Genomic DNA, 20,218 nt, shown 5'->3' on the forward strand with positions numbered 1-20,218 from the left:
CCCCAATGCTTGGGGGGGGGGGGGGCGGGGGGGGGGGGGGGGGGCAATGCCGCAATCCGGGGCGGCCGGCCCCGGGGCCCGGCGTCCCGAACCGCCGTACCGCCTGGCGACCGGACGGGGTCAGCGCTGCGCGCCGGAGCCCTGCTGGGCCGCCTCCACGGTGTGGTGCAGGTCGGCGCCGGCCTCCAGGGCGGCGCCGGTGCTCAGCGCCAGGCAGGCGGCCAGGGCCACGGCGGCGGCCCGCAGCCAGGTGCCGGGGGCGGTGGCCGGGCGGGGCTGGAGCAGTGCGGCGACCCGGCGCGGGACCGGGCCGGAGTGGGCGGCGGCGACCAGCCGGGGGCGGGCCGGCCAGGGGGAGCGGCTCGCGGCCAGCGCGGCCCGGCCGACCGCGCGGGCGGTGACGGCGCGGTCGCCGACCCGGGCGGCGGCCACCTCGTCGGCCCAGCGCTCCAGGTGGTAGCCGAGGGGTGCGCGCAGCGGGCGGAGTGCCGGGTGGACGTCGGCGGCGTGCTCGGCGAGGGCGAGGAAGAGGTGGTGGCGGGCGGTCAGGTGGGCCCGTTCGTGGGCGAGCAGGGCGGAGCGCTCGGGGCCGCTGAGGGCGCGCAGCATGCCGGAGGTGACCACGATCCGGCCGGGCTCGCCCGGTCGGCCGGGGCGGCCCAGACGGCCGGGCAGGGCGAAGGCGTCGGCGCACTCGTCGTCGAGGACGGTGAGCGGGTGGTCGGCGGGCCGCAGCAGGGCGGTGGGCCGGAGGAGCGCGGCCGGCCATGCCGGGGGGCGTGACCAGCGCACGGAGGCGCGCGGGGGGCGCGTGTCCGGATGCTGGGCGGGGGAAGGTCCACGGTCCGGACGGGGGCCGTCGGAGGGCTCCGCGCGGTGCGCGTCGGCCGGGAGCGCGGCCCGGGCGGCGCGCAGTTCCCGCAGCCGTCGGCGGGCGGTGCGCACCGCCAGGGCGCCGAGCGCGAGGAGGGCCACGGCGGCCAGCGCGGCCGGGAACGGCGCGTCGGGCGCGGCCGCGGTGAGCCAGGGCAGCGAGAGGTGGCCGAGGGCGGCGACCGGCGGGAGCTGGAGCAGTCCGGCGGCGGCCAGCAGGCCGAGCGAGCAGAGGGTGCCGCCGGCCAGGACGGCGGCGCTGCCGGCCAGCATCCAGGCGGCGGCCCGCGGCGGCAGCGCATCGGCGAGGCGGCGGGCCAGCGGGGCGGCCAGGAAGGGCAGCAGCAGGGGGACCCAGACGGCGAGCATCATCGGCCCGCCGTTCCCGGTGTCTGAGCCCCGGGGTTGCCGTCGCCGAGGAGGTCGCGCAGCAGCTGCTCGTCCTCGGCGGAGAGGTCGGAGACGAAGCGGGCCAGCACGGTGGAGCGGTCGGTCTCGCGGCCGAGCTCGGTGTGCATCCGGCGGGCGGCGAGCCCGGCGGTGTCCTGGACGGTCGGGGTGTAGGCGTAGGCGCGGCCGGCCCGGGTGCGCTCGACCGTCCCCTTGTCGAACAGCCGGGCCAGGATCGTCGCGATGGTGGTGCGGGCGAGGTCCCCGCCGAGCGCGGCCTGGACGTCCTGCGGCGTCATCGGCTGCCGGGCGGACCAGAGGGCGGCCAGCACCTCGGCCTCCAGCTCCCCGGCGGGCCGGCGGGCGGACGGTACGTCGGGCATGGCGGCGCTTCCTCCAAGTATCGTCTACAGTCGTGTAGACCGTCTACGCAACTGTAGACGGTCCGGGCGGGTTCGGTGCGAACCGCCCTCCAACGTACGGGAGGTCCGTCGGCCTTGCTTCAGTTCCTCGCCGATCCGGCCGTTCACCTCGCGGTGAACCCGCTGGACGCGTCCTCACTGCTCGCCGCCTTCGGCGCGCTCGGCATCGCCGTCGTGCTGTTCGCCGAGACCGGGCTGCTGGTGGGCTTCTTCCTGCCCGGCGACTCGCTGCTGTTCACCGCCGGGCTGCTCTGCGTGCCCGGCGCCACCAAGGGCCCGCAGCTGCACCTGTGGCAGGTGCTGCCCGCCGCCCTGGTCGGCGCGCTCGTCGGCGCCCAGGTCGGCTACCTGATCGGCCGGCGCGGCGGCCGGGCGCTGCTCGGCCGGACCAGGCGCAAGAGCCTGCTGGAGGGCGTGGCGCGGGCCGAGGAGCTGCTCGCCAAGTACGGCCACGGCAAGGCGATCGTGCTCGCCCGGTTCATCCCGGTGGTCCGAACGGTGCTGAATCCGCTCTGCGGCGTGCTCGACGTGCCGGTCCGCTCGTTCACCCTGTGGCAGGTGGCCGGAGGCGTGGTCTGGACGGTCGGCGTGGTGTTCGCCGGGTACGGGCTGGGCTCGTCCATCCCCGGCATCGACCAGTACCTGCTGCCGATCATCGGTCTGGTAGTAGTTGTCTCCGTGCTCCCTATTGTTCTCGAACTGTTCCGCGCCCGTAAGGCGCGACGTCATGGAGGTGACATGTGACGACCTCCCGGGCGCTCGCCGTGTACGACGGCAGCGGAATCGACGGCGGCCTGTACACCCGGGTCAACGGCTGGGCGCAGTCGGCGCCGCACTGGCTGGACGAGCTGATCAAGGTCTGGTCGGCGCTCGGCCTCGGGCTGTTCGCGGTCTTCATGCTCTACGCCTGGTGGCGGGCGCGCGGCGCGGACTCGGCCGTGATGGCCAGGGTGCTCGCCTCGCCGGTGATCGTGGTCGTCGCCTACGGCGTCAACTCGGTGTTCAAGGGCGCGGTCGAGGAACTCCGGCCGTGCGCGCAGATCCCCGGCAGCGTCTCGCTGGAGACCTGCCCGGGCACCGGGGACTGGTCCTTCCCGAGCAACCACTCGGTGATAGCCTTCGCCGCCGCGACCGCGCTCTGGTTCGTCAACCGGCGGCTCGGCCTGGTGGCCGGCCTGTTCGCGGTGCTGATGGCCGCCTCCCGGGTCTGGGTCGGCGTGCACTACCCGCACGACGTGGCGGTGGGCGCGCTGGTCGGGCTGCTGGCCGCGGCGGTGCTGGCGCCGCTCGCCGGGCGCTGCGGTCCGCTGGTGGACCGGATGCGGGCGGGCGCGCTGCGGCCGCTGCTCGGACCGGGGCAGCCGCCGGTCGTGGCCCGCGGGTACGCGTCGTACGGGTCCCGGCAGCGCTGAGCCGGACTTCCGCCCCTGCCCCTTGTCCGGTCTCGGACGGCGGGTGGAGCATGTGAGCCGGGCGTGGAGCCTCCTTCGGGGGCGCCCGCCCGGCTCAGTCGTGCTCGGGCGCGCGGGCGCCGGGCGTGCCAGCGGAGGGAGTGCCGAATGCCGTACCGACTCGACATCACGCAGGGGGACTGGCCGGGCGACCTGCTGCACAAGGGCGTCGAGGGGCTGCTGGCCGAGGCCATGGTGCTCACCCTCGCCACCGCGGGCCACGAGCACGGCCCGCACGCCAACCTGGCCTTCTTCGCGTACGACGACGACCTCGTCCTCTACTTCGTCAGCGAGCGCTCCACCCGGCACAGCCACCACCTGGCCGAGGAGGCCCGGGCCGCCGCCACCGTCTTCCTGCCGCCGCCGGTCTTCGGCGAGCAGCTGCGCGGCCTCCAGCTGACCGGCAGCGCGAGCGAGGCCTGGGGGCGGCAGGCCGAGGCGGCGCTGGCCGCCTACCAGGGGCGTTACCCGGTCTTCGCGCGGGACGAGGAGGTCCGGCGGCAGTTCCTGACCGGGGGCGGGGCGGCGGCGCTGTACCGGTTCCAGGTGGAGGAGCTGACGGCGGTGGACGAGCCGAACTTCGGGCGGCGCAACTACCTGCGGGCCCGGGTGGTGCGGTCGTAGCCGCCGCGGCGGCCTCGGGGTGGCCGACGGGTTGTCTGTACAACTTCCCAGGTGGTTCATCTGCGGGACGGCGTCCCGACGCCCCTCGGACACCCGGGCGCACCAGCCTGGACGCATGAGAGTCATCGTCGTAGGAGCAGGCGTCCTGGGCAGCATGCACGCCTGGCAGGCCGTCGAACGCGGCCACGAGGTCGTCCACCTGGAGCGCGAGACCGAGGCGCGCGGCGCCTCGGTGCGCAACTTCGGCCTGGTCTGGGTCAGCGGCCGCGCGCAGGGCGAGGAACTGGACACCGCGCTGCGCGCCCGCGAACTGTGGGAGTCCATCGGCGCCCGCGTCCCGGACCTCGGCTTCCGGGCCAACGGATCGCTCACCGCGATCCGCACCGAGGCCGAACTCGCCGTCGCCGAACAGGCCCTGGCCCTGCCGGACGCCGCCGCCCGCGGCTACCGGCTGCTCGACCCGGACGAGACCCGCGCCGCCAACCCGGCCCTGCGCGGCAAGCTGCTCGGCGCCCTGTGGTGCGGGCGCGACGCCGCAGTCGAACCCCGCACCGCCCAGCCCGCGCTGCGCGCCGCCCTGGAGGCCACCGGCCGGTACACCTTCCTGCCCGGGCGCGAGGTGCGCGAGGTGGTCGGCGAGAACGCCGTCCGCGACGACCACGGCGACGTCCACACCGGCGACCTGGTGGTCCTCTGCACCGGCGCCTGGCTCGGCGGCCTGGTCCGCGAACTCGCCCCCGCCCTGCCGGTCCGCCGGGTGCGGCTCCAGATGATGCAGACCGACCCGCTCGGCGAGACCCTCACCACCTCCGTCGCCGACGGCGACAGCTTCCGCTACTACCCCGCCTTCGCCGGCACCGCCCTGGACCGGCTGCGCGAGACCCAGCCGCAGCCGCCCGTCGCCGCCGAGCACCGGATGCAGCTGCTGATGGTCCAGCGCCGCGACGGCGGACTGACCATCGGCGACACCCACGAGTACGACCAGCCGTTCGGCTTCGACGTCGTCGAGGACCCGTACGACCACCTGGTCGGCGTCGTCGAGGACCTGCTCGGCCGCCCGATGCCGCGGATCCGCCGCCGCTGGGCCGGGGTGTACGCGCAGTGCGTCGACACCACCCGGGTCGTCCACCGCGAGCGCGTGCGCGACGGCGTCTGGCTGGTCACCGGCCCCGGCGGCCGCGGCATGACCTGCTCGCCCGCCATCGCCGAGACCACCGCCGACCTCGCCAACCTGTAAGGAGCGCCGCTGTGAGCAACACCGCTGTGACCGATACCGCTGTGACCAATGCCGCTGTGACCGCCGACATCCGCCTGGTCGTGCTCGATATGGCCGGCACCACCGTGGCCGACGACGGCCTCGTCGAGCAGGCCTTCACCGCGGCCGCCGCGGCGCTCGGCGTCGAGGCCGGCAGCCCGGAGTTCGACCCGATGCTGGCCCACGTCCGGGCCACCATGGGCGAGTCCAAGATCTCCGTCTTCCGGCACCTGTTCGGCGCGGAGGAGAAGGCCCAGCGGGCCAACACCGCCTTCGAGGCCGCCTACCACGACCTGGTCGACGCCGGGCACTGCGCCGCCCTGCCCGGCGCCGCCGAGGCCATCGCCGAACTGCGCGGCCAGGGCCGCAAGGTGGTCCTCACCACCGGCTTCTCCCGGGCCACCCAGGACCGCATCCTGGACGCCCTCGGCTGGCGGTCCGTCGCCGACCTGACCCTCTGCCCCGCCGAGGCCGGCCGCGGCCGCCCGTACCCCGACCTCGCGCTCACCGCCCTGCTGCGCACCGGCACCGACTCGGTCCGCCAGATCGCCGTCGCCGGCGACACCGGCTACGACATGCTGACCGGCACCCGGGCCGGCGCCCCGGTCGTCGCGGGCGTCCTCACCGGCGCCCACGACGAGGCCCGGCTGCGGGCCGACGGCGCCACCCACGTCCTCGGCTCGATCGCCGAACTGCCCGCGCTGCTGGGCTGATGCGGCGTTCCGCCCCGGGCGGCGGCCCGGGGCGGAACGGTGGGCTCAGGCGACCGGCCGGCTCAGGCGGACGACTCCTTCGGCCGGCGCACCGACCAGAGCAGGGTGCCGTCGATCAGGACGTTGCAGCCGAGGAACGCCAGCAGGTAGGCGGAGGAGTCGGCCTCGCCGGGGAGCTTGGGGGCGACCCGCCCGGCCGGGTCCATCCGGACGGTGATCACCTGGCCGCGCTTGAACCGCGGGGAGTTCTCGGTGAGCGGGCCGCCCGGCACGTCGTCGTTCAGCTCCGTGGAGGCCAGGCTGTACGCCCGCCCGGTGCCGTGGAGGGCGTCGGTGACCTTCTCGTCGACGACCACGGCCTGCACGGTCCGCCCCGAACCCAGGATCAGGTTCGCCCAGGCCTCGGTACCGGCCAGGTAGGCGACGAAGCCGACGACGGAGATGCCCAGGCCCCAGGCGACCATGTTCTTCTGGAACCGGGGGTTGCTGTCGGCGTCGCGGCGCACGGCGAACGCGTACAGCACGATCAGCGGGTAGGCGAGCCCCACCACCGCGGCGAGGAACGAGTTGACGTAGACGTCCAGCGCGATGACGCCGACGAGCACCGCCGTGGTGACGGCGATGAGGGCCAGGGCCCCGCCGAGTCGGCGGGGCCCGCTCCGGGTGGTGCCCTGGTCGGGCTGGGTGATCGTCACCCGAAGGCCTTCCGGATGTTGTCCTGCCGCTCGGGCGGCAGGGCGTTCGACGTCTCGTTCAGCGGGGGGTAGAAGGAGATCCCGCTGATGGCGGCGCCCACCAGGACCGACCAGCCGTCCCAGTAGTCCAGGTGCTGGGTGGAGAAGACGACGGCGAGCACGTGGGGGCTCCACGGGTGCGCGAACAGGGCCTCCAGCTGGCGGACGGTGGTGACGCCCGACCCCGGCAGGCCGTAGGCCGTCCCGGACACGGGCACGGCCAGGTCGCGGACGGTCACGGCGGCCCGGCCGAGCGGGAAGTCGAGGACCTCGATGTCGGCGTCCGGCCAGGCGGTCGCGAGCTCCCGGGCGACGCGCTGGGGGTAGCCGCCCGGGGCGCCCTGCTCCTGCTCGCGCAGGTACAGGCTGAACACGCCCTGGACGATCTCGCCCTCCTCGGTCTGCACCAGGCAGTTGGAGACGTGCACCGCACCCTCGCGCAGCTGTGCCTGGAGGGCGAGCTCGGCGGAGACGGCGATGCCGAGCTTCTGCTCCGGACCGGCGTCGGTGAGCCCGTCGAGCCCGTCCACGATCCGGCTCATCCGGTCGCCCGGGTCCTCGGCCAGGTCGATGTCCGTGAACCCCTCGGGCAGGGAGAGCCAGATGGACGGCGTGGTCGTATCAGTCATGTCCCACTCCCCAGACACCGGTGACGATCGCGCTGCCGCCGCCGAGCAGGGCGGGCAGGATCCGGCCCTTGCCGCTGCCGCCGATGGCGCCGCCGGCGCCGTTGAGCGCGGTGCCGCCGCCGGTGGTGTAGTTGATCGCGGCGCCCAGCCCCGGGCTCGGGCTGTCGGTGAAGAGGCCGGCCGCGGTGGGGGCCGTCAGCGCGACCCCGCTGGCCGCCTGCACGCCGTCGGAGACGTTCATCGCGGCGGCCTTGGAGAGCCCGAGCTTCATGGCGGGCTTCTCGATCGCGGTGGTGAAGATCGGGCTGGCCGGGTCCATCGCCCGGGCGGCGACGCGGATCTCCTTGGCGCCGGCGCTCACGGCCTTGGCCCCGCCCTCGGCGGCGCGGGCGCCCCGGAACGCGGTGACCCCGCCCTTGAGGAGGGCGCCTCCGGGCAGGGCCCCGAGGAGGTCGCCGGCCAGGGTGAGGTCGTTGCCGAGGTTGTCCCAACTGGTCGGCATCAGGCCCTTGATGCCGTACTGCTTGGCGTGCAGGCCCGCCGCGCCGACGCTCAGCAGGATGGCGGGCAGGGCGAACGCGGGGCAGAAGATGGCCGCGACGCCGCAGATGCCGGAGGCCACCGTCAGCAGGTCCCCGCCGTGCTTGCTGAACCAGTCGCCGATCTTGCTGAGCATGCCCGGCTCCGGCGGGGCCTTGCTGTCGGCGGCCTTGCGGACGGCCTCGGCCGTCTTCTGGGCGTCCGACTTGTGGGTCCCGGCGAGCTCGTGGGCCTGCTTCTGGAGGCCGGCCAGCTCGTTGGAGGCGCTGGTGAGCAGACTGGCGGCGGAGTCCAGGTGGTTCTTCGCCGTGTTGTAGCGCTGCTCCGCGGCGGCGAGGCTGGCGTCGTCGGGGTAGGAGCGGCCGGCCAGTTGGAGGTCGGGGGCGGCGGCCGCGGCGCTGTGGGCCTTGTCCGCCTCCTCCTTCTTCTTCTTGGCGGCGACCGCGGAGGCGGCCAACTCGGCTGCCTTGGGCTGGTGTTCGGTCAGCGCCTTGTACCAGACGTCGAGCGCCGTGTAGGCCGAGGTGATCGAGTCGGCGGCGTCCTGGAGGTAGCCGGGGAGCTTGCCGAACTGCTCGGAGAACTTCTTGGCGGCCTCACCCGTCCACTGGCCCTCGTTGTTGGAGATCTGGGAGAGCGTGGTGTGCACACCGCTCAGGTGCTGGCCGACCCGGCGCAGGCTGGTGCTGAGCGCGGTGACGGCGGCGGAGTCGCCGGGCGTGGGGTTGAAGCCGAGGCCGGACCAGTCGGGCGCCGGCGTGGGGGCGCTCACGACTGCCCCGCCGGGGCGAGGACCTTGACGATGCTCTGCTCGGTGCCGTCGTAGTTCTTCTGCACCTGCTCAAGGCCCTCGTCCAGGGCCTTGACGCACTCGCGGACCTTCTTCAGGCCGAACTGCCACTTGTCCTTGAAGTGCCCGCAGGCCTCGTCCAGGAAGTCGAAGCCGGTGCCGGTGTGGCCGGCCGCCTCGAAGGCCTTGAGGCCCTGGTCGAGTTCGTCGGCACAGCCTTTGAGGTCTTGGGCCAGTTTTGCGAGGAATTCGGTACTGACTTTGAAGTCGGACACTTTCGCCCCCCGATGCGTCGATTGTCGGACCGGGCGAGCATAGCTCCAGCCGACCGGGGAGAGATCGTCACGGTCGTAACCGGAGGCGGTCGTTACGGGACCTTTACGGGCCGTCGACGCCTTCTTGACGTCGGCGGCCCAGCTTCGAGGTGTATACGTACGGTCGGTCTCAGCGGCGCCAGAAGCCGCGCTTCTTCGGGGTGACGAGCCGCACCACGGCCGTGACGAACAGCTCGGCGACGGGGGAGGGCCCCGGGCCGTGGTTGAGGTGGCTCTCGGCGGTCCACTCGCCGAGGACGGTGCCGGGGCTGCCGTCGAAGGGGCTGAACGCGTGCTCCAGGGTCACGTAGCGGACGGTCCTGGCGCCGCCCGGCTGGACGGCGGCGACGAAGTGGGCCTCGGTGGCGCCGACCGGGGCGGGCAGGGTGACCAGCAGCATGTGGTGGCCGTCGACCGACAGGTGGCGGCAGTCGAGGCCGTGGTCGGGCAGGCGGTCCTCGGGCGGCAGGGTGCTGCCGAGGTCGTCCCAGATCTGGGTGACGACGGGCAGCAGGCTGCCGCCGTCCGGGGTCGGGGTGGCCACGCGCGGGCCGAACTCCAGCACCTGGCGGGCCAGCTCGCGGTGGACGAAGCGGTAGTGGTGTGGGCGGGGGTCCGTCATGGGGGACACCGTAGCGAAGCGTCCGGGGCGGGTCGTCGGCACGTCCGACGTCCCGCCCCGGCAGGGGAGTTGACCAGCGAATTCAGAATTGACGAAACGTCAGAAAGAGCTTTGGAAACGGCGTCAGGAGTGCCCGCCCCTGAGGTTGAGCACGACCACCCCGACGATCACCAGCGCGATCCCCAGCCACTGGAGCCGCCCGAGCGACTCGCCGAAGGCGACCACCCCGATCCCGGCGACCGCCGCGGTGCCGGCCCCGGACCAGACCGCGTAGGCGACCGAGACCGGTATGTGCTTGAGCGCGCGGCCGAGCAGCAGGAAGGAGAGCACGTAGCCGACACCGACGCCGAGGCTCGGCCAGAGCCGGGTGAACCCCTCGGTGAGCTTGAGGCAGCTGGTGGCGCAGACCTCGCTGATGATGGCCAGGGCGAGCAGGAGATAGGGCATGTCAGGGTCGAACCGCGCCGGCGCCGGCGAGCTTCCCGAGCAGGGCGAGGTCGGCCTGCTCCAGGCTGGCGAGCAGGGTGATCCGCTCGCCCCGCGGCATCGGCACCGGGGTGGACGGCACGGCGAGCACGGCGCAGCCGGCCGCGGTGGCGGAGGCGACCCCGGTCGGGGTGTCCTCGACGGCGAGGCAGTCGGCCGGGTCCAGGCCGAGCCGTTCGGCGGCGGCGAGGTACGGGTCGGGCGCGGGCTTGGTGCGCGGGGTGTCCTCGGCGGCCAGGGTGACGGCGAACCAGTCCCGGCCGATGGCGGACAGCACCAGGTCCACCACCCGGCGCGGGGAGGCGGAGACCAGCGCGGTCGGCACCCCCGCGTCGCGCAGCGCGGCCAGCAGGGCGAGCGCGCCGGGGCGCGGCACCGTCTCGGCGGCGACCTTGGCGGCGAAGGACTCGCCGAGCCGGGCGGCGAGTTCGGCCTCGCTCAGGGCGGTGCCGCTGACCGCGTGCAGGTGGGCGGCGGTGTGCTCGACGGCCTGGCCGAGCACCTCGGGGGCGTCCTGGTCGGTGAGCGGGTGGCGCAGTTCCTCGGCGAGCTCGGCGGCGGTCTGCCACCACAGCTGCTCGGTGTCGACCAGGGTGCCGTCCATGTCGAACAGGACGGCGGCGGGCAGCGCGTTGGACGCGGGCATGGCGGTGTCAGGCATGGCGGTACCTTCGGTGGTTCTCCGGCGCTTCGTCGGCGCTTCTTCGGTGCTCCGCCGGTACGTCGTCGGGCGGAGCGGGGAGGTACGAGGCTCTCAGGCGGCGCGGCGGTCCACCAGCACCGGGCGCTCCGGCAGGGTGAGCGCGGCCCGGGCGCCGGCCGGCAGCGCGGCGGCGGCCTCGGTGGGCAGGTCGGCCTTGACCTCGGTGCCGTCGTCCAGGCGGACGGTGAGCCGGGTGACGGCGCCCAGGAAGGAGGCGGTGACCACCAGCGCGGGGCCGTCCTCGGCCGGGGTCAGGGCGACGTTCTCCGGGCGGACCAGCACCTGGAGCTCGCCGTCGGCCGGGACCGCGCCGTCCACCGCGTGCCGGCGGCCGAGCACCTCGACGCCGTCCGAGGTGCGGGTGCACGGGATGCGGCTCATGGTGCCGACGAACTCGGCGACGAAGGCGGTGGCCGGCCGGCCGTACAGCTCGGACGGGGCGGCGCACTGCTCCAGCCGTCCGGCCCGCAGCACCGCGACCCGGTCGGCCATCGACAGCGCCTCCTCCTGGTCGTGGGTGACGAACAGGGTGGTGATGCCCAGCTCCTGCTGGAGGCGGCGGATCTCCTCGCGCAGCTGGAGGCGGACCTTGGCGTCCAGCGCGGACAGCGGCTCGTCCAGCAGCAGGACGCGCGGCTGGAGGGCGAGCGCGCGGGCGAGCGCGATGCGCTGCTGCTGGCCGCCGGACATCTGGTGCGGGTAGTGGTCGGCGCGGTGCGGCAGGCCGACCAGCTCCAGCAGCTCCAGGGCCCGCTTGCGGCGCTCGGCCTTGCCGGTGCCGCGCATCCGCAGCCCGAAGGCGACGTTGTCCAGCGCGGTCAGGTGCGGGAAGAGGCTGTAGGACTGGAACACCATGCCCGCGTCGCGCTTGTGCGCGGGGATCGCGGTGATGTCCTGGCCGTCGACCAGCACCTCGCCGGAGTCGTGCTGCTCGAAGCCGGCCAGGATGCGCAGCGCGGTGGTCTTGCCGCAGCCGGACGGGCCGAGCAGGGCGAGCAGCTCGCCCGGGCGGACGGTCAGGTCCAGGCCGTCGAGGGCGGTGGTGGCGCCGAACGCGCGGCGCAGGGAACGGAATTCGACGGTGGCGCTGCCGGAGGCGAGCGGGGCGTCGGCGGCGATGGCGGTGGCCGTGGTCATGACTGGTGACTCCGGGGGGTTTCAGGAGGTGGCGGTCTTGGCGCGGCGCTCGCGCCCGGCGGTGGCCAGCAGGAGCAGCAGCAGCCAGGTGAGCAGCAGGCTCAGGATGGAGACCGCGACCGACATGTGGGCCTGGCTGTTGCCGACCGAGTAGATCCAGACCGGGAAGGGCTGGAAGCCGAGGATCGAGGCGGTGGTGAACTCGCCGAGCACCAGGGCCAGGGTGAGGAAGGAGGCGTTCAGCAGCGCCCCGCGCAGGTTGGGCAGGACGACGGTGAACACCGCGCGCGGCCAGCTCGCGCCGCAGTTGCGGGCGGCCTCGACCAGGGTGCGCACGTCCATCGAGCGCAGGCCGGCGTCCAGGGCGCGGTAGGCGAGCGGCAGGGCCATCAGCACGTAGGCGATGACCAGCACCAGCGGGAAGTCCGGGTCCTGGATGAACACGAAGGTCTGGAAGAACGGGGTGTCCATCAGGTAGTCCGGGCCCCAGCGGAGCACGCCGATCAGGCCGGCGGTCAGCGCGACCGGCGGGACGACCAGCGGCAGGGTGCAGAGCACGTCGAGCACCGGGCGCAGCTTCGGCGAGCCGAGCCGCACGGAGATCAGCGCCGGGACGAGCAGGAGCAGCAGCACCACGACGGTCACGACGGCGAGGCCGAGGGTCAGCCAGAGGCTGTCCAGGAAGCCGGGGGCGGAGAGCAGCCCGGTGTAGGCCGCGAAGGAGATGCCCTGGGGGTCGTCGATCGAGAACCAGAAGGAGGCCGCGAGCGGGACGACGAAGTAGATGCCGGCCAGCAGCAGCACGGCTCCGCGCCACCAGCGGACGGTGCGTCGGCCGGGGCGGGCGGGGGTGGTCAGCTGAGCCATCGGGCGCTCCGGCGCTGGAGGGGGAGGTACACGGCCATCACCAGGACGGCCACGAAGATCATGTTGAGGCTGAGGGCGAGGGCGAGGTTGCCCTGGCCGACCAGCACGTTGCCGGAGAGCGCGTCCGCGATCGAGCGGCTGACCAGCGGGACGGTCGCGCCGACCATGGCGGCGGCCGTCGCGTAGGCGGCGAAGGCGCTGCCGAAGAGCAGCACGAAGCCGCCGAGCAGGGAGGGCAGCAGGATCGGCAGGGCGACGTGGAGCCAGTACTGGACGGTGGTGGCCCGGTTGTTCTGGGCCGCCTCGCGCCACTGGGTCCGCAGGCCGTCCAGGGCCGGGGTGATGGTGAGCACCATCAGCGGGACGAGGAAGTACAGGTAGACGACGGTCAGGCCGGTGAACGAGTACAGCGACCAGCCGTGGTCGGTGAGGTGCAGCAGCTTGGTGATCTCGCCGGCGTTGCCGAGGGTGGCGACGAACGCGAAGGCGAGCGGCAGGCCGCCGAAGTTGGCGAGCACGCCGGAGGCGGTGAGCACCGCCTGGCGCAGCCAGCCGCGCCGGGAGGTGACGACGGCCTGGGCGAGCGGCAGGCCGAGGACGGTGGCGAGCAGCGCGGTCAGCGCGGAGAGCTTGAGGCTGCTCAGCATGGCCGTCTGGTAGCCGCCCTGGACGGAGGCCGTCAGGTTGTCGAAGGTGAACTGCCCGGCACCGGACTCCGCGTCGCTGGAGGTGGTGAACGCGCCGATCACGATGGCGACGGCGGGAAGGCCGAAGCCGATCAGGAAGAACAGCAGCAGCGGCACGGCCGCCAGCCAGGACGCGCCGCCGAGGCGGGCGAGCGGCCGGCGCCGCGGGCCGGGCGCGGTGGTGGTGGGGGAGGTGGTCGTGGCGGTGGCGGACGCCCCCGCGCCGCCACCGGGGGAGGTGGCGGCGGGGGTGGTCGGCACCGGGGTGGGAGCCGTGGTCATGAGTGCCTTTTCTCAGCCCGAAGTGCGGTACGTGGCCTGGGTGTCAGCCCGCGATCGCCTTGGTCCAGTTCTCGGTGACGACCTTCTTGGCCGCGTTGATCTGGTCGACGGTCGGGAAGGTGGTGAACGGCTTCTCGACGGCGGGCAGCTTGGCGGCGCCGGCGGCGTCCAGGGTGCCGTCCTTCTTCAGGGCCTCGAAGGTGGACGGGGTGGCGTAGCCGCCGAGGAAGAGGTTCTGGCCCTCGGTGCTGAACAGGTACTCCTGCCACAGGCGGGCGGCCGCCGGGTGCGGGGCCCACTTGTTGACGGCCTGGTTGTAGAACTGGGCGTAGGAGCCGTCGGTCGGGATGGAGACCTTCCAGTCGACGCCCTTGTCCTTGAACTCGTCGGTGTAGCCGGCGTTCAGGTAGGACCAGTCGATCGAGATCGGGGTCTCGCCCTTCTCGACGGTGGCCGGGGTCGACTCGACCGGGTTGAAGTTGCCGGACTGCTTCAGCTTGCCGAAGAAGTCGATGCCGGGCTGGATGTTGTCCAGCGAACCGCCGTTGGCGAGCGCGGCCGCGTAGACGCCGCCGAAGGCGGAGCCGGACTTGGTCGGGTTGCCGTTGAGGGCGACCTGGCCCTTGTACTCCGGCTTGAGCAGGTCGGCGAAGGTCTTCGGGCAGTTGGCGATCTTCTTGGCGTCGCAGCCGATGGAGACGTAGCCGCCGTAGTCGTTGACGGCGGCGCCGTTCGCGTCCTTCATGGTGTCCGGCACCTTGTCGAAGGTGGCGACCTTGTAGGGGGCGAGGATGCCGTCCTTGACCGCCTGGAGGGCGAAGGCGCTGCCCAGGTCGACCACGTCGGGGGCGCGGTCCTGGCCCTTGCGGGAGTTGATCGCGTTGATCTCGTCCTGGCTGGAGCCGTCCGGGTTCTCCTCCTCGACCTCGATGCCGTACTTGGCCTTGAAGCTGTCGATGATCTTGCCGTAGTTCGCCCAGTCCCGGGGCAGCGTGATGACGTGCAGCTTGCCCTCCTTCTTGGCGGCGGCGATCAGGCCGTCCATGCCGCCGAAGTCGGCGGCGGAGGTGGCCGTCTTGGCGTCCTTGGCGCCGCCCTGGGCGGCGTCGCCGGACTTGGCGCTCGAACCGGCGGAGCCGCAGGCGGTGAGGGAGAGCGCGGCGGCGGTCAGGACGGCCGCGAAGGCGGCGGCGCGGGCGCGGTGCACGGTCACGGGGAAGTCTCCTGTTAAGGGGGCGTACTGCGAGGGCGCTCGCGGGGGGTTCCGCGGGCTGGCGTCTCGCGAAGGATCGCGAAGGCCTGGGACGGCCTGCGAAGGTTCGTGAAGCCTTGCGAAGGTTCGCGAGGCCTTGCGGAGGGCGGCGGGCCGACCGGGGTGAGCGATCGATCGACGTCGTCCGAGTTGACTAGCCAACTTCGCTGACGGCAGTAAGTACGCCGGAGTCCGGTGACGGGAAGGTGAACGGACGGCCCAGCGCCGGGGTCGGGTGCGGGAACGGTGGAATCCGGCCATCGGAGCGTGATCCGTTCGGTGCGATGCTTCGAAGGCGCAGCGGAGTAAGGTCGGGCTGTCCGCGCCGGTACGGCTGCGCAGGACACCGCCCCAGGAGGGACATTGACTGACGTGGCAACTGAGCCCCAGCGCCCCGAGGGCCCCCCGGCCGCGGACGGGAGCCCGGCGGCCGGAGCCCCCTCGGCGGCCGGGGAACCCCCGGCGGAGCGCCCCGGCGCGCTGTACCGGAAGGTGGCCGCCGACCTGCGCGAGGCGATCACCACCGGCGCGTACGGCGAGGCCGGCCGGCTGCCCGCCGAGGGCGCGCTGGCCGAGCAGTACGGCGTCTCCCGCGGCACCGTCCGCCAGGCGCTCGCGGTGCTGCGCTCCGACGGACTGGTCACCTCCCGCCGCGGCACCCGCCGGGTGGTCCTCGGCGGCGCCCGGGTGCAGAGCTTCTCCGAACTGCTCAGCTTCACGCACTGGGCGTACTCGATGGGCGAGGAGCCCGGCGGCATCCTCGACTCGCTGGTGCGCCGCCCGGCCGACGCCGCCGAGCGCGAGCAACTGCGCCTGGAGCAGGGCGCCGAGGTGTACGTCATCGTCCGGCTGCGGACGCTCTCCGGCACGCCGGTGATGGTCGAGCGCACCGTCTACCCGCCGCGGGTCGGCGAGATCGTCGCCGAGCTGCCGCCGGACGTGGTCTCGCACACCGAAGTGCTGCGCGAGCACGGCATCCTGTTCACCGACGCCGACCACACCATCGACATCGTCCCGGCCAACGGTGAGGACGCCCGGCTGCTCGGCTGCCGCCGGGGCGGTCCGCTGCTGCGCGAGCGGCGCCGCACGACCGACCCGACGGGCACGCCGGTGGAGTGGTCCCAGGACCGCTACCTGCCCGGGACGGTGGCGTTCAGCGTGCACAACTCCCTGGCCACGTCGGCGCTTTCGCGGCACGCGCGGGAGCTGGACTGAGCCCCTTCGGTTACCGCATGAGCGCGGCGAGCAGCGGGCGGTAGTGCGCGAAGCCGGGCGTCGGGGCGCCGGCCTCCTTCGCCTGCTCGTCCCAGCGCCGCACCGCCACCGCGTCCCGCGCGCCCGGGAGTTCGGCGAAGGCGGCGGCCTGCTGCTCGTCCATCGGGCCGCCCTGGACGGTCAGGGTGTACTCGGAGGCCGCGGAGAGCTTCTCCCGGTAGCCGGGCTCGACCGCGCACAGGTAGCGCTTGGCGGCCACGTGCAGTCGGACCGGCTCGGTGACCTCCGGGCCGAACCAGCCCGCCAGCCAGTCGGCCCCGGAGTCGCTGTGGCGGTTGTCCTGACCCTGCATCAGATCCGTTCCGTGCAGGGCACCGTGGAAGTGGCCGACGTCGTGCAGCAGCGCGGCGGCGACCAGGTGGTCGGGTGCCCCGGCCGCCTCGGCGGCAGCGGCGGCCTGGAGCATGTGCTCGGCCATGGTGACCTCCTCGCCCAGGTACTCCGCGGCGCCCTCGCCGGCGAACAGTGCGGCGATCGTGTCCAGGGCGGCGGCGCGGCGGCGCAGCGCGGCGAGGGTGGAGGAGAGCGAGTCGAGGTCGGCGTAGCAGCCCTGGAGGTGCCGGTGGCCGTCCTGCTGGAAGGCCGTCCGGGCGTGCAGCAGGCGGGTGTTGTCGAAGACCAGGCAGTCGCCGGGGCCGAGGCGGAAGGTGAGCTGGAGCTCGGGGCGCAGGGTGATCTCGGCGAAGCGGCGGTAGGCGGCGTAGAAGGCGTCCAGGCCCGATCCGCGCAGGGTGCCGGTCGAGCGGTTGTTGAACCGGACCTCGCGGATCCGCCCCTTCGGGTCCAGGTCGATCAGCGGGCGGTCGGCCCGGAGCTCGGTGCGGCGGTCGCGGAAGACGAACGGGACAGGCGTGCGGGTGAGGACCTCGAAGGCCTCCGGCGCCTCCTCCCGGAGGACCGCCGCGGCCTTGAAGCCGTCCACCAGTCCGGAGTCGCCGCCGGTCGCCGAGTTCTCCAGGCAGTGCAGCAGCTGGAGGGTCGGCACCGGGTCCCGGTACGGGTTGTCGGTGTGCGGGGCGATGGCGACGCTGGTGAAGGCGAGGTTGTTGGGAGACGGTTCGACCCGGACGTCGAACAGCTCCCCGTAGTTGGTGACCCGCACGTACCCGAAGCTCTCCGCCACCCGCAGCACCTGCCGCTCGACGGTCGGCACCCCGCGCAGCACGGCGAAGCCGCTGTCCCGGACGGCGGCCAGCACCGCGGCCTGCTCGGCCGGGTCGGTCAGGTAGGCCTCCCACGACGCCCCGGGGAGGCCGGGCGCGAAGTCCGCCGCCGTCCAGAGCCGCTTGCCCCGCTCGGTGCGCCCGTCGCCCTCGTCCGTCCCGTCCAGCCACTCCCGCGGGTACCGCGACCGGTGCCCGTCCGACCAGAGCACCTCCAGGTGCCCGTCGGCCTCCGTGCTCGCGGCGACCGCCAGGTCCGGCGGCAGCTCGTGGATCTGGAACAGCTTCTGTCCGTTGCGCGGGTCCCGGCACTCGGCGCACGGGCAGTTGTCGCGCAGCCAGTACGGCGGCAGCTCGGTCATCGGTCTTCTCCTCGGCGGCACTACGGCTGTCGTGTCGGCTGAAGTTGTATAGCCAACTTCAGCCCTGCCGGGAGCCTGCCCGCCCTCGGTGAGTTCCACGTGCCGAGCGGGTGAACGCCACGGGAACTGTGCCCGGTGGGCCGCCCCGGAAAGTCCTTGCACGTGATGGTCCGGACCTGCTCCAATCTGCGCGTGCATGAAGCCGATACCGCCCCGCCCGCCGTCCCCGCCGCGCCCGTGCCGGACGGCGTCCACGCCGAATCCGTGGTGGACGAGGCCCCCGCCGGCCCGCTCCCGCGTTCCCGCCGCAGGTTCTGGCTGGGCGTCACCGGTGTCGCCGTCCTCGGAGCGGCGGTCTTCGGCGTCGCCTTCGCGGACAACTTCGCCGCCCTCGGCGCGTACGGGTACCGCGCGCCGGAGTCCTTCGACGGGATGCGACTGCGCCCGGAGGTCTCCCAGGCCAAGCAGTCCACCAGTCTGGGCGGGCACTCCGGTGTCACGAGCACCGGCTACCAGGACCCCGCCGACAGTCGGGGGGCCGTCGTCATGGTCTACGAGAAGCACATCTTCCTGCCCTCCTCGGAGCTCGACGACGTCGTCGCCGCCCAGGACACCGAGGAGGTGACCCTCACGGGCCTGCGCGACGTCGAGCCCGGCGAGCGGGGCGGGGCCATGAAGTGCGGCCTCGGGAACACCCTGGGCAAGCCCGTCGCCGTCTGCGCCTGGGCCGACGGCAGCATGTGGGGCGTCTACGTGGAGTGGCTGCCGGGCCGGGCGCTCTCCGTCGACGCCGTCGCCGCCCGGACCCGCGAGTTCCGCAGGACGGCCGAAGTTCCGTCCTGAGCCACCCGGCCGCCGCCTCCGGCGGGCTGTTCGGGTGAGGGGGTGCGGGGCGCCGCGCGTTTCGGTGGGGGAGGGGTGGGGGCTGCGGCACTGTCGGGGTGGATTTGTCCCGATATATGAGAGGTGCGAGCAATGGCCCATTCCTCCTCCAATCCGCCCGGCTCGGGGCACACCGCGCTGCGGCGCGAGGTCGGCGTCATCGGACTGCTCTGGGCCTCGGTCGGGGCGATCATCGGCTCCGGCTGGCTGTTCGGGGCGCAGAAGGCGGCGGTGGCGGCCGGGCCGGCGGCGCTGGTGTCCTGGGGCGTCGGCGCGGTGGCGATCATCCTGCTGGCGCTGGTGCACGCCGAACTGGGCGGGCTGTTCCCGGTGGCGGGCGGCACGGCGCGCTACCCGCACTACGCCTTCGGCGGGTTCGCCGGGATGTCCTTCGGCTGGTTCACCTGGCTGCAGGCCGCGACCATCGCGCCGATCGAGGTGCAGGCGATGATCAACTACGCCCAGCACTGGAGTTGGGCGGACGGCCTGCTGAACAAGGACCTGACGCTGACCGGCTGGGGGTTCGTCGTCGCGGCCCTGCTGCTCGGGGTCTTCGTCGCGGTCAACTTCCTCGGCGTGCGGCTGCTCGCGCACACCAACAGCGCGGCCACCGTGTGGAAGGTCGCCATCCCGGTGCTGACCATCATCACGCTCGGCCTCACCGAGTTCCACGGCTCCAACTTCACCGTCCACGGCTTCGCCCCGGACGGGGCCAAGGGCGTGCTCGCCGCGATCAGCAGCAGCGGGGTGATCTTCGCGCTGCTCGGCTTCGAGCAGGCCATCCAGTGGGCGGGCGAGAGCCGCAACCCGCGCCGGGACATCCCGCGCGCCGTGCTCGGCTCGGTGGTGATCGGCACGGTCGTCTACGTGATGCTCCAGGTGGTGTTCATCGGCGCGCTGCCGCCGGAGACCTTCGCCAAGGGCTGGACCACGCTCGACTACCCCGGGATCAGCGGACCGTTCGCCGGCCTGGCGACCCTGATCGGCCTGGGCTGGCTGGCCACCGTGCTGTTCATCGACGCGGTCGTCTCACCGGCCGGCACCGGGCTGGTCTACATCACCTCCAGCTCCCGGGTCACCTACGGCCTGAGCCGCAACGGCTACGCCCCGCAGGCGCTGCAGTCCACCGACAAGCGCGCGGTGCCCTGGCTCGGCCTGCTGATCGCCTGGGTGGCCGGGGTGATCTGCTTCCTGCCCTTCCCGAGCTGGCAGCGGCTGGTCGGCTTCATCACCTCGGCGGTGGTGCTGATGTACGCGGGTGCCCCGCTGGCCTTCGGGGTGCTGCGCAAGCGGCTGCCGGGGATGGAGCGCTCGTACCACCTGCCCGGCGGCTCGGTGGTCTCGCCGCTGGCCTTCGTGGTGGCGAGCCTGGTCATCTACTGGTCCGGCTGGGACACCCTGTGGCGGCTCGGCCTGGCGATCGTGATCGGCTACCTGCTGCTCGGCGGGTACTCCTGGTACGCGCGCTCGAAGGGGATGCCGAACGCGCCCCGGATGGACTTCCGGGCCGGGCAGTGGCTGCCGGTCTACCTGCTCGGCATGGGCGTGGTCTCCTGGCAGGGCACCTTCGGCGCGGGCGCGCAGGGGAACCTGCCGCTGTGGTGGGACATCGCCGTCGTGGTGGTGTTCTCGCTGGTCGTCTACTACTGGGCGCTGGCGATCGCACTGCCGGCGGAGGAGATCGAGCGGAACATCCGCGGCGTCGAGGTGGTGGACGTCAACGGGCACTGACGGCCGGGTACGGCGGCGGCCCCGGGAGCTGCTCC

The 20,218-nt window shown here is 73.5% G+C and carries 22 protein-coding genes; 8 read left to right on the forward strand and 14 right to left on the reverse strand.

Going from position 1 to position 20,218, the window contains the following annotated elements; translation table 11 throughout:
• Window positions 1-120: 120 nt before the first annotated feature.
• Window positions 121-1,245 (reverse strand): M48 family metalloprotease, encoded by a 1,125-nt coding sequence (locus ACFRQN_RS30550; RefSeq protein WP_380743474.1) that lies wholly within the window; start codon window positions 1,243-1,245, stop codon window positions 121-123.
• Window positions 1,242-1,646, reverse strand: a complete 405-nt coding sequence (locus ACFRQN_RS30555) for a BlaI/MecI/CopY family transcriptional regulator (protein WP_049654255.1) — start codon at window positions 1,644-1,646, stop codon at window positions 1,242-1,244. The genes ACFRQN_RS30550 and ACFRQN_RS30555 overlap by 4 nt, the downstream gene beginning before the upstream one ends.
• Before the next feature lie 114 nt (window positions 1,647-1,760).
• On the opposite strand from ACFRQN_RS30555, the gene ACFRQN_RS30560 reads away from it, so the two are divergent.
• From ACFRQN_RS30560 to ACFRQN_RS30580, 5 genes are all read left to right on the forward strand, one after another.
• On the forward strand, window positions 1,761-2,429 hold the full coding sequence (locus tag ACFRQN_RS30560) for a DedA family protein (protein ID WP_049654256.1): 669 nt from the start codon (window positions 1,761-1,763) through the stop codon (window positions 2,427-2,429).
• Window positions 2,426-3,097: a phosphatase PAP2 family protein gene (locus ACFRQN_RS30565; protein ID WP_380743476.1), complete on the forward strand. Its 672-nt coding sequence runs from the start codon at window positions 2,426-2,428 to the stop codon at window positions 3,095-3,097. Before ACFRQN_RS30560 ends, ACFRQN_RS30565 begins: the two co-directional genes overlap by 4 nt.
• A 147-nt stretch (window positions 3,098-3,244) precedes the next feature.
• Window positions 3,245-3,760 carry a pyridoxamine 5'-phosphate oxidase family protein gene (locus ACFRQN_RS30570; RefSeq protein ID WP_049654261.1) on the forward strand — a complete coding sequence of 172 codons (516 nt, stop codon included), beginning with the start codon at window positions 3,245-3,247 and terminating at the stop codon, window positions 3,758-3,760.
• Window positions 3,761-3,875: 115 nt separating this feature from the next.
• Window positions 3,876-4,997 carry a TIGR03364 family FAD-dependent oxidoreductase gene (locus ACFRQN_RS30575; RefSeq protein WP_049654265.1) on the forward strand — a complete coding sequence of 374 codons (1,122 nt, stop codon included), beginning with the start codon at window positions 3,876-3,878 and terminating at the stop codon, window positions 4,995-4,997.
• An 11-nt stretch (window positions 4,998-5,008) separates the two neighbouring features.
• Complete coding sequence (locus ACFRQN_RS30580; RefSeq protein ID WP_304414270.1) at window positions 5,009-5,728, forward strand: phosphonatase-like hydrolase; 720 nt, start codon at window positions 5,009-5,011, stop codon at window positions 5,726-5,728.
• Between the two features lie 62 nt (window positions 5,729-5,790).
• Here ACFRQN_RS30580 and ACFRQN_RS30585 read toward each other — a convergent pair whose 3' ends face one another.
• The 11 genes from ACFRQN_RS30585 to ACFRQN_RS30635 form a co-directional block, all read right to left on the reverse strand.
• Window positions 5,791-6,423: a hypothetical protein gene (locus ACFRQN_RS30585; RefSeq protein WP_049654269.1), complete on the reverse strand. Its 633-nt coding sequence runs from the start codon at window positions 6,421-6,423 to the stop codon at window positions 5,791-5,793.
• Entirely contained in the window at window positions 6,420-7,091 is a 672-nt protein-coding gene (locus ACFRQN_RS30590) for a hypothetical protein (protein WP_380743479.1), read from the reverse strand. Before ACFRQN_RS30590 ends, ACFRQN_RS30585 begins: the two co-directional genes overlap by 4 nt.
• Entirely contained in the window at window positions 7,084-8,403 is a 1,320-nt protein-coding gene (locus tag ACFRQN_RS30595; RefSeq protein ID WP_375873262.1) for a putative T7SS-secreted protein, read from the reverse strand. Before ACFRQN_RS30595 ends, ACFRQN_RS30590 begins: the two co-directional genes overlap by 8 nt.
• A complete protein-coding gene (locus ACFRQN_RS30600; protein WP_049654274.1) occupies window positions 8,400-8,696 on the reverse strand; it encodes a hypothetical protein in 297 nt (98 codons plus the stop codon). Before ACFRQN_RS30600 ends, ACFRQN_RS30595 begins: the two co-directional genes overlap by 4 nt.
• 169 nt (window positions 8,697-8,865) lie before the next feature.
• Window positions 8,866-9,357 (reverse strand): hypothetical protein, encoded by a 492-nt coding sequence (locus tag ACFRQN_RS30605; RefSeq protein WP_074001651.1) that lies wholly within the window; start codon window positions 9,355-9,357, stop codon window positions 8,866-8,868.
• Window positions 9,358-9,480: 123 nt separating this feature from the next.
• Complete coding sequence (locus ACFRQN_RS30610) at window positions 9,481-9,804, reverse strand: multidrug efflux SMR transporter (protein ID WP_049654278.1); 324 nt, start codon at window positions 9,802-9,804, stop codon at window positions 9,481-9,483.
• Window position 9,805: 1 nt separating this feature from the next.
• Window positions 9,806-10,504 carry an HAD family phosphatase gene (locus ACFRQN_RS30615; RefSeq protein ID WP_259316766.1) on the reverse strand — a complete coding sequence of 233 codons (699 nt, stop codon included), beginning with the start codon at window positions 10,502-10,504 and terminating at the stop codon, window positions 9,806-9,808.
• 93 nt (window positions 10,505-10,597) lie between these two features.
• On the reverse strand, window positions 10,598-11,683 hold the full coding sequence (locus ACFRQN_RS30620) for an ABC transporter ATP-binding protein (RefSeq protein ID WP_380743482.1): 1,086 nt from the start codon (window positions 11,681-11,683) through the stop codon (window positions 10,598-10,600).
• Window positions 11,684-11,704: 21 nt separating this feature from the next.
• Window positions 11,705-12,550 carry an ABC transporter permease gene (locus tag ACFRQN_RS30625; RefSeq protein WP_380743484.1) on the reverse strand — a complete coding sequence of 282 codons (846 nt, stop codon included), beginning with the start codon at window positions 12,548-12,550 and terminating at the stop codon, window positions 11,705-11,707.
• On the reverse strand, window positions 12,538-13,518 hold the full coding sequence (locus ACFRQN_RS30630) for an ABC transporter permease subunit (RefSeq protein WP_074001649.1): 981 nt from the start codon (window positions 13,516-13,518) through the stop codon (window positions 12,538-12,540). The genes ACFRQN_RS30625 and ACFRQN_RS30630 overlap by 13 nt, the downstream gene beginning before the upstream one ends.
• 43 nt (window positions 13,519-13,561) lie before the next feature.
• Window positions 13,562-14,731, reverse strand: a complete 1,170-nt coding sequence (locus ACFRQN_RS30635; protein ID WP_117490008.1) for an ABC transporter substrate-binding protein — start codon at window positions 14,729-14,731, stop codon at window positions 13,562-13,564.
• Between the two features lie 411 nt (window positions 14,732-15,142).
• On the opposite strand from ACFRQN_RS30635, the gene ACFRQN_RS30640 reads away from it, so the two are divergent.
• Window positions 15,143-15,985, forward strand: a complete 843-nt coding sequence (locus ACFRQN_RS30640) for a GntR family transcriptional regulator (protein WP_234348617.1) — start codon at window positions 15,143-15,145, stop codon at window positions 15,983-15,985.
• A 10-nt stretch (window positions 15,986-15,995) separates the two neighbouring features.
• On the opposite strand, the gene ACFRQN_RS30645 is transcribed toward ACFRQN_RS30640, so the two are convergent.
• The gene (locus ACFRQN_RS30645; protein ID WP_380743487.1) at window positions 15,996-17,570 is read right to left on the reverse strand and encodes a phosphonate degradation HD-domain oxygenase; all 1,575 of its coding nucleotides are present in this window, start codon (window positions 17,568-17,570) and stop codon (window positions 15,996-15,998) included.
• Window positions 17,571-17,762: 192 nt separating this feature from the next.
• On the opposite strand from ACFRQN_RS30645, the gene ACFRQN_RS30650 reads away from it, so the two are divergent.
• Window positions 17,763-18,413: a hypothetical protein gene (locus ACFRQN_RS30650; RefSeq protein WP_143204500.1), complete on the forward strand. Its 651-nt coding sequence runs from the start codon at window positions 17,763-17,765 to the stop codon at window positions 18,411-18,413.
• Window positions 18,414-18,545: 132 nt separating this feature from the next.
• Window positions 18,546-20,183, forward strand: a complete 1,638-nt coding sequence (locus ACFRQN_RS30655) for an APC family permease (RefSeq protein ID WP_049657940.1) — start codon at window positions 18,546-18,548, stop codon at window positions 20,181-20,183.
• Window positions 20,184-20,218 lie beyond the last annotated feature (35 nt).

Source organism: Kitasatospora sp. NPDC056800 (assembly GCF_042789775.1).
Lineage (GTDB): Bacteria > Actinomycetota > Actinomycetes > Streptomycetales > Streptomycetaceae > Kitasatospora.

Bases quoted from the DNA above. Each gene is read 5' to 3' on its own strand.
- ACFRQN_RS30550 (WP_380743474.1), bottom strand. From the start codon at position 1,245: ATGATGCTCGCCGTCTGGGTCCCCCTGCTGCTGCCCTTCCTGGCCGCC.
- ACFRQN_RS30555 (WP_049654255.1), bottom strand. From the start codon at position 1,646: ATGCCCGACGTACCGTCCGCCCGCCGGCCCGCCGGGGAGCTGGAGGCC.
- ACFRQN_RS30570 (WP_049654261.1), top strand. From the start codon at position 3,245: ATGCCGTACCGACTCGACATCACGCAGGGGGACTGGCCGGGCGACCTG.
- ACFRQN_RS30575 (WP_049654265.1), top strand. From the start codon at position 3,876: ATGAGAGTCATCGTCGTAGGAGCAGGCGTCCTGGGCAGCATGCACGCC.
- ACFRQN_RS30590 (WP_380743479.1), bottom strand. From the start codon at position 7,091: ATGACTGATACGACCACGCCGTCCATCTGGCTCTCCCTGCCCGAGGGG.
- ACFRQN_RS30605 (WP_074001651.1), bottom strand. From the start codon at position 9,357: ATGACGGACCCCCGCCCACACCACTACCGCTTCGTCCACCGCGAGCTG.
- ACFRQN_RS30610 (WP_049654278.1), bottom strand. From the start codon at position 9,804: ATGCCCTATCTCCTGCTCGCCCTGGCCATCATCAGCGAGGTCTGCGCC.
- ACFRQN_RS30615 (WP_259316766.1), bottom strand. From the start codon at position 10,504: ATGCCTGACACCGCCATGCCCGCGTCCAACGCGCTGCCCGCCGCCGTC.
- ACFRQN_RS30620 (WP_380743482.1), bottom strand. From the start codon at position 11,683: ATGACCACGGCCACCGCCATCGCCGCCGACGCCCCGCTCGCCTCCGGC.
- ACFRQN_RS30625 (WP_380743484.1), bottom strand. From the start codon at position 12,550: ATGGCTCAGCTGACCACCCCCGCCCGCCCCGGCCGACGCACCGTCCGC.
- ACFRQN_RS30630 (WP_074001649.1), bottom strand. From the start codon at position 13,518: ATGACCACGGCTCCCACCCCGGTGCCGACCACCCCCGCCGCCACCTCC.
- ACFRQN_RS30645 (WP_380743487.1), bottom strand. From the start codon at position 17,570: ATGACCGAGCTGCCGCCGTACTGGCTGCGCGACAACTGCCCGTGCGCC.
- ACFRQN_RS30655 (WP_049657940.1), top strand. From the start codon at position 18,546: ATGGCCCATTCCTCCTCCAATCCGCCCGGCTCGGGGCACACCGCGCTG.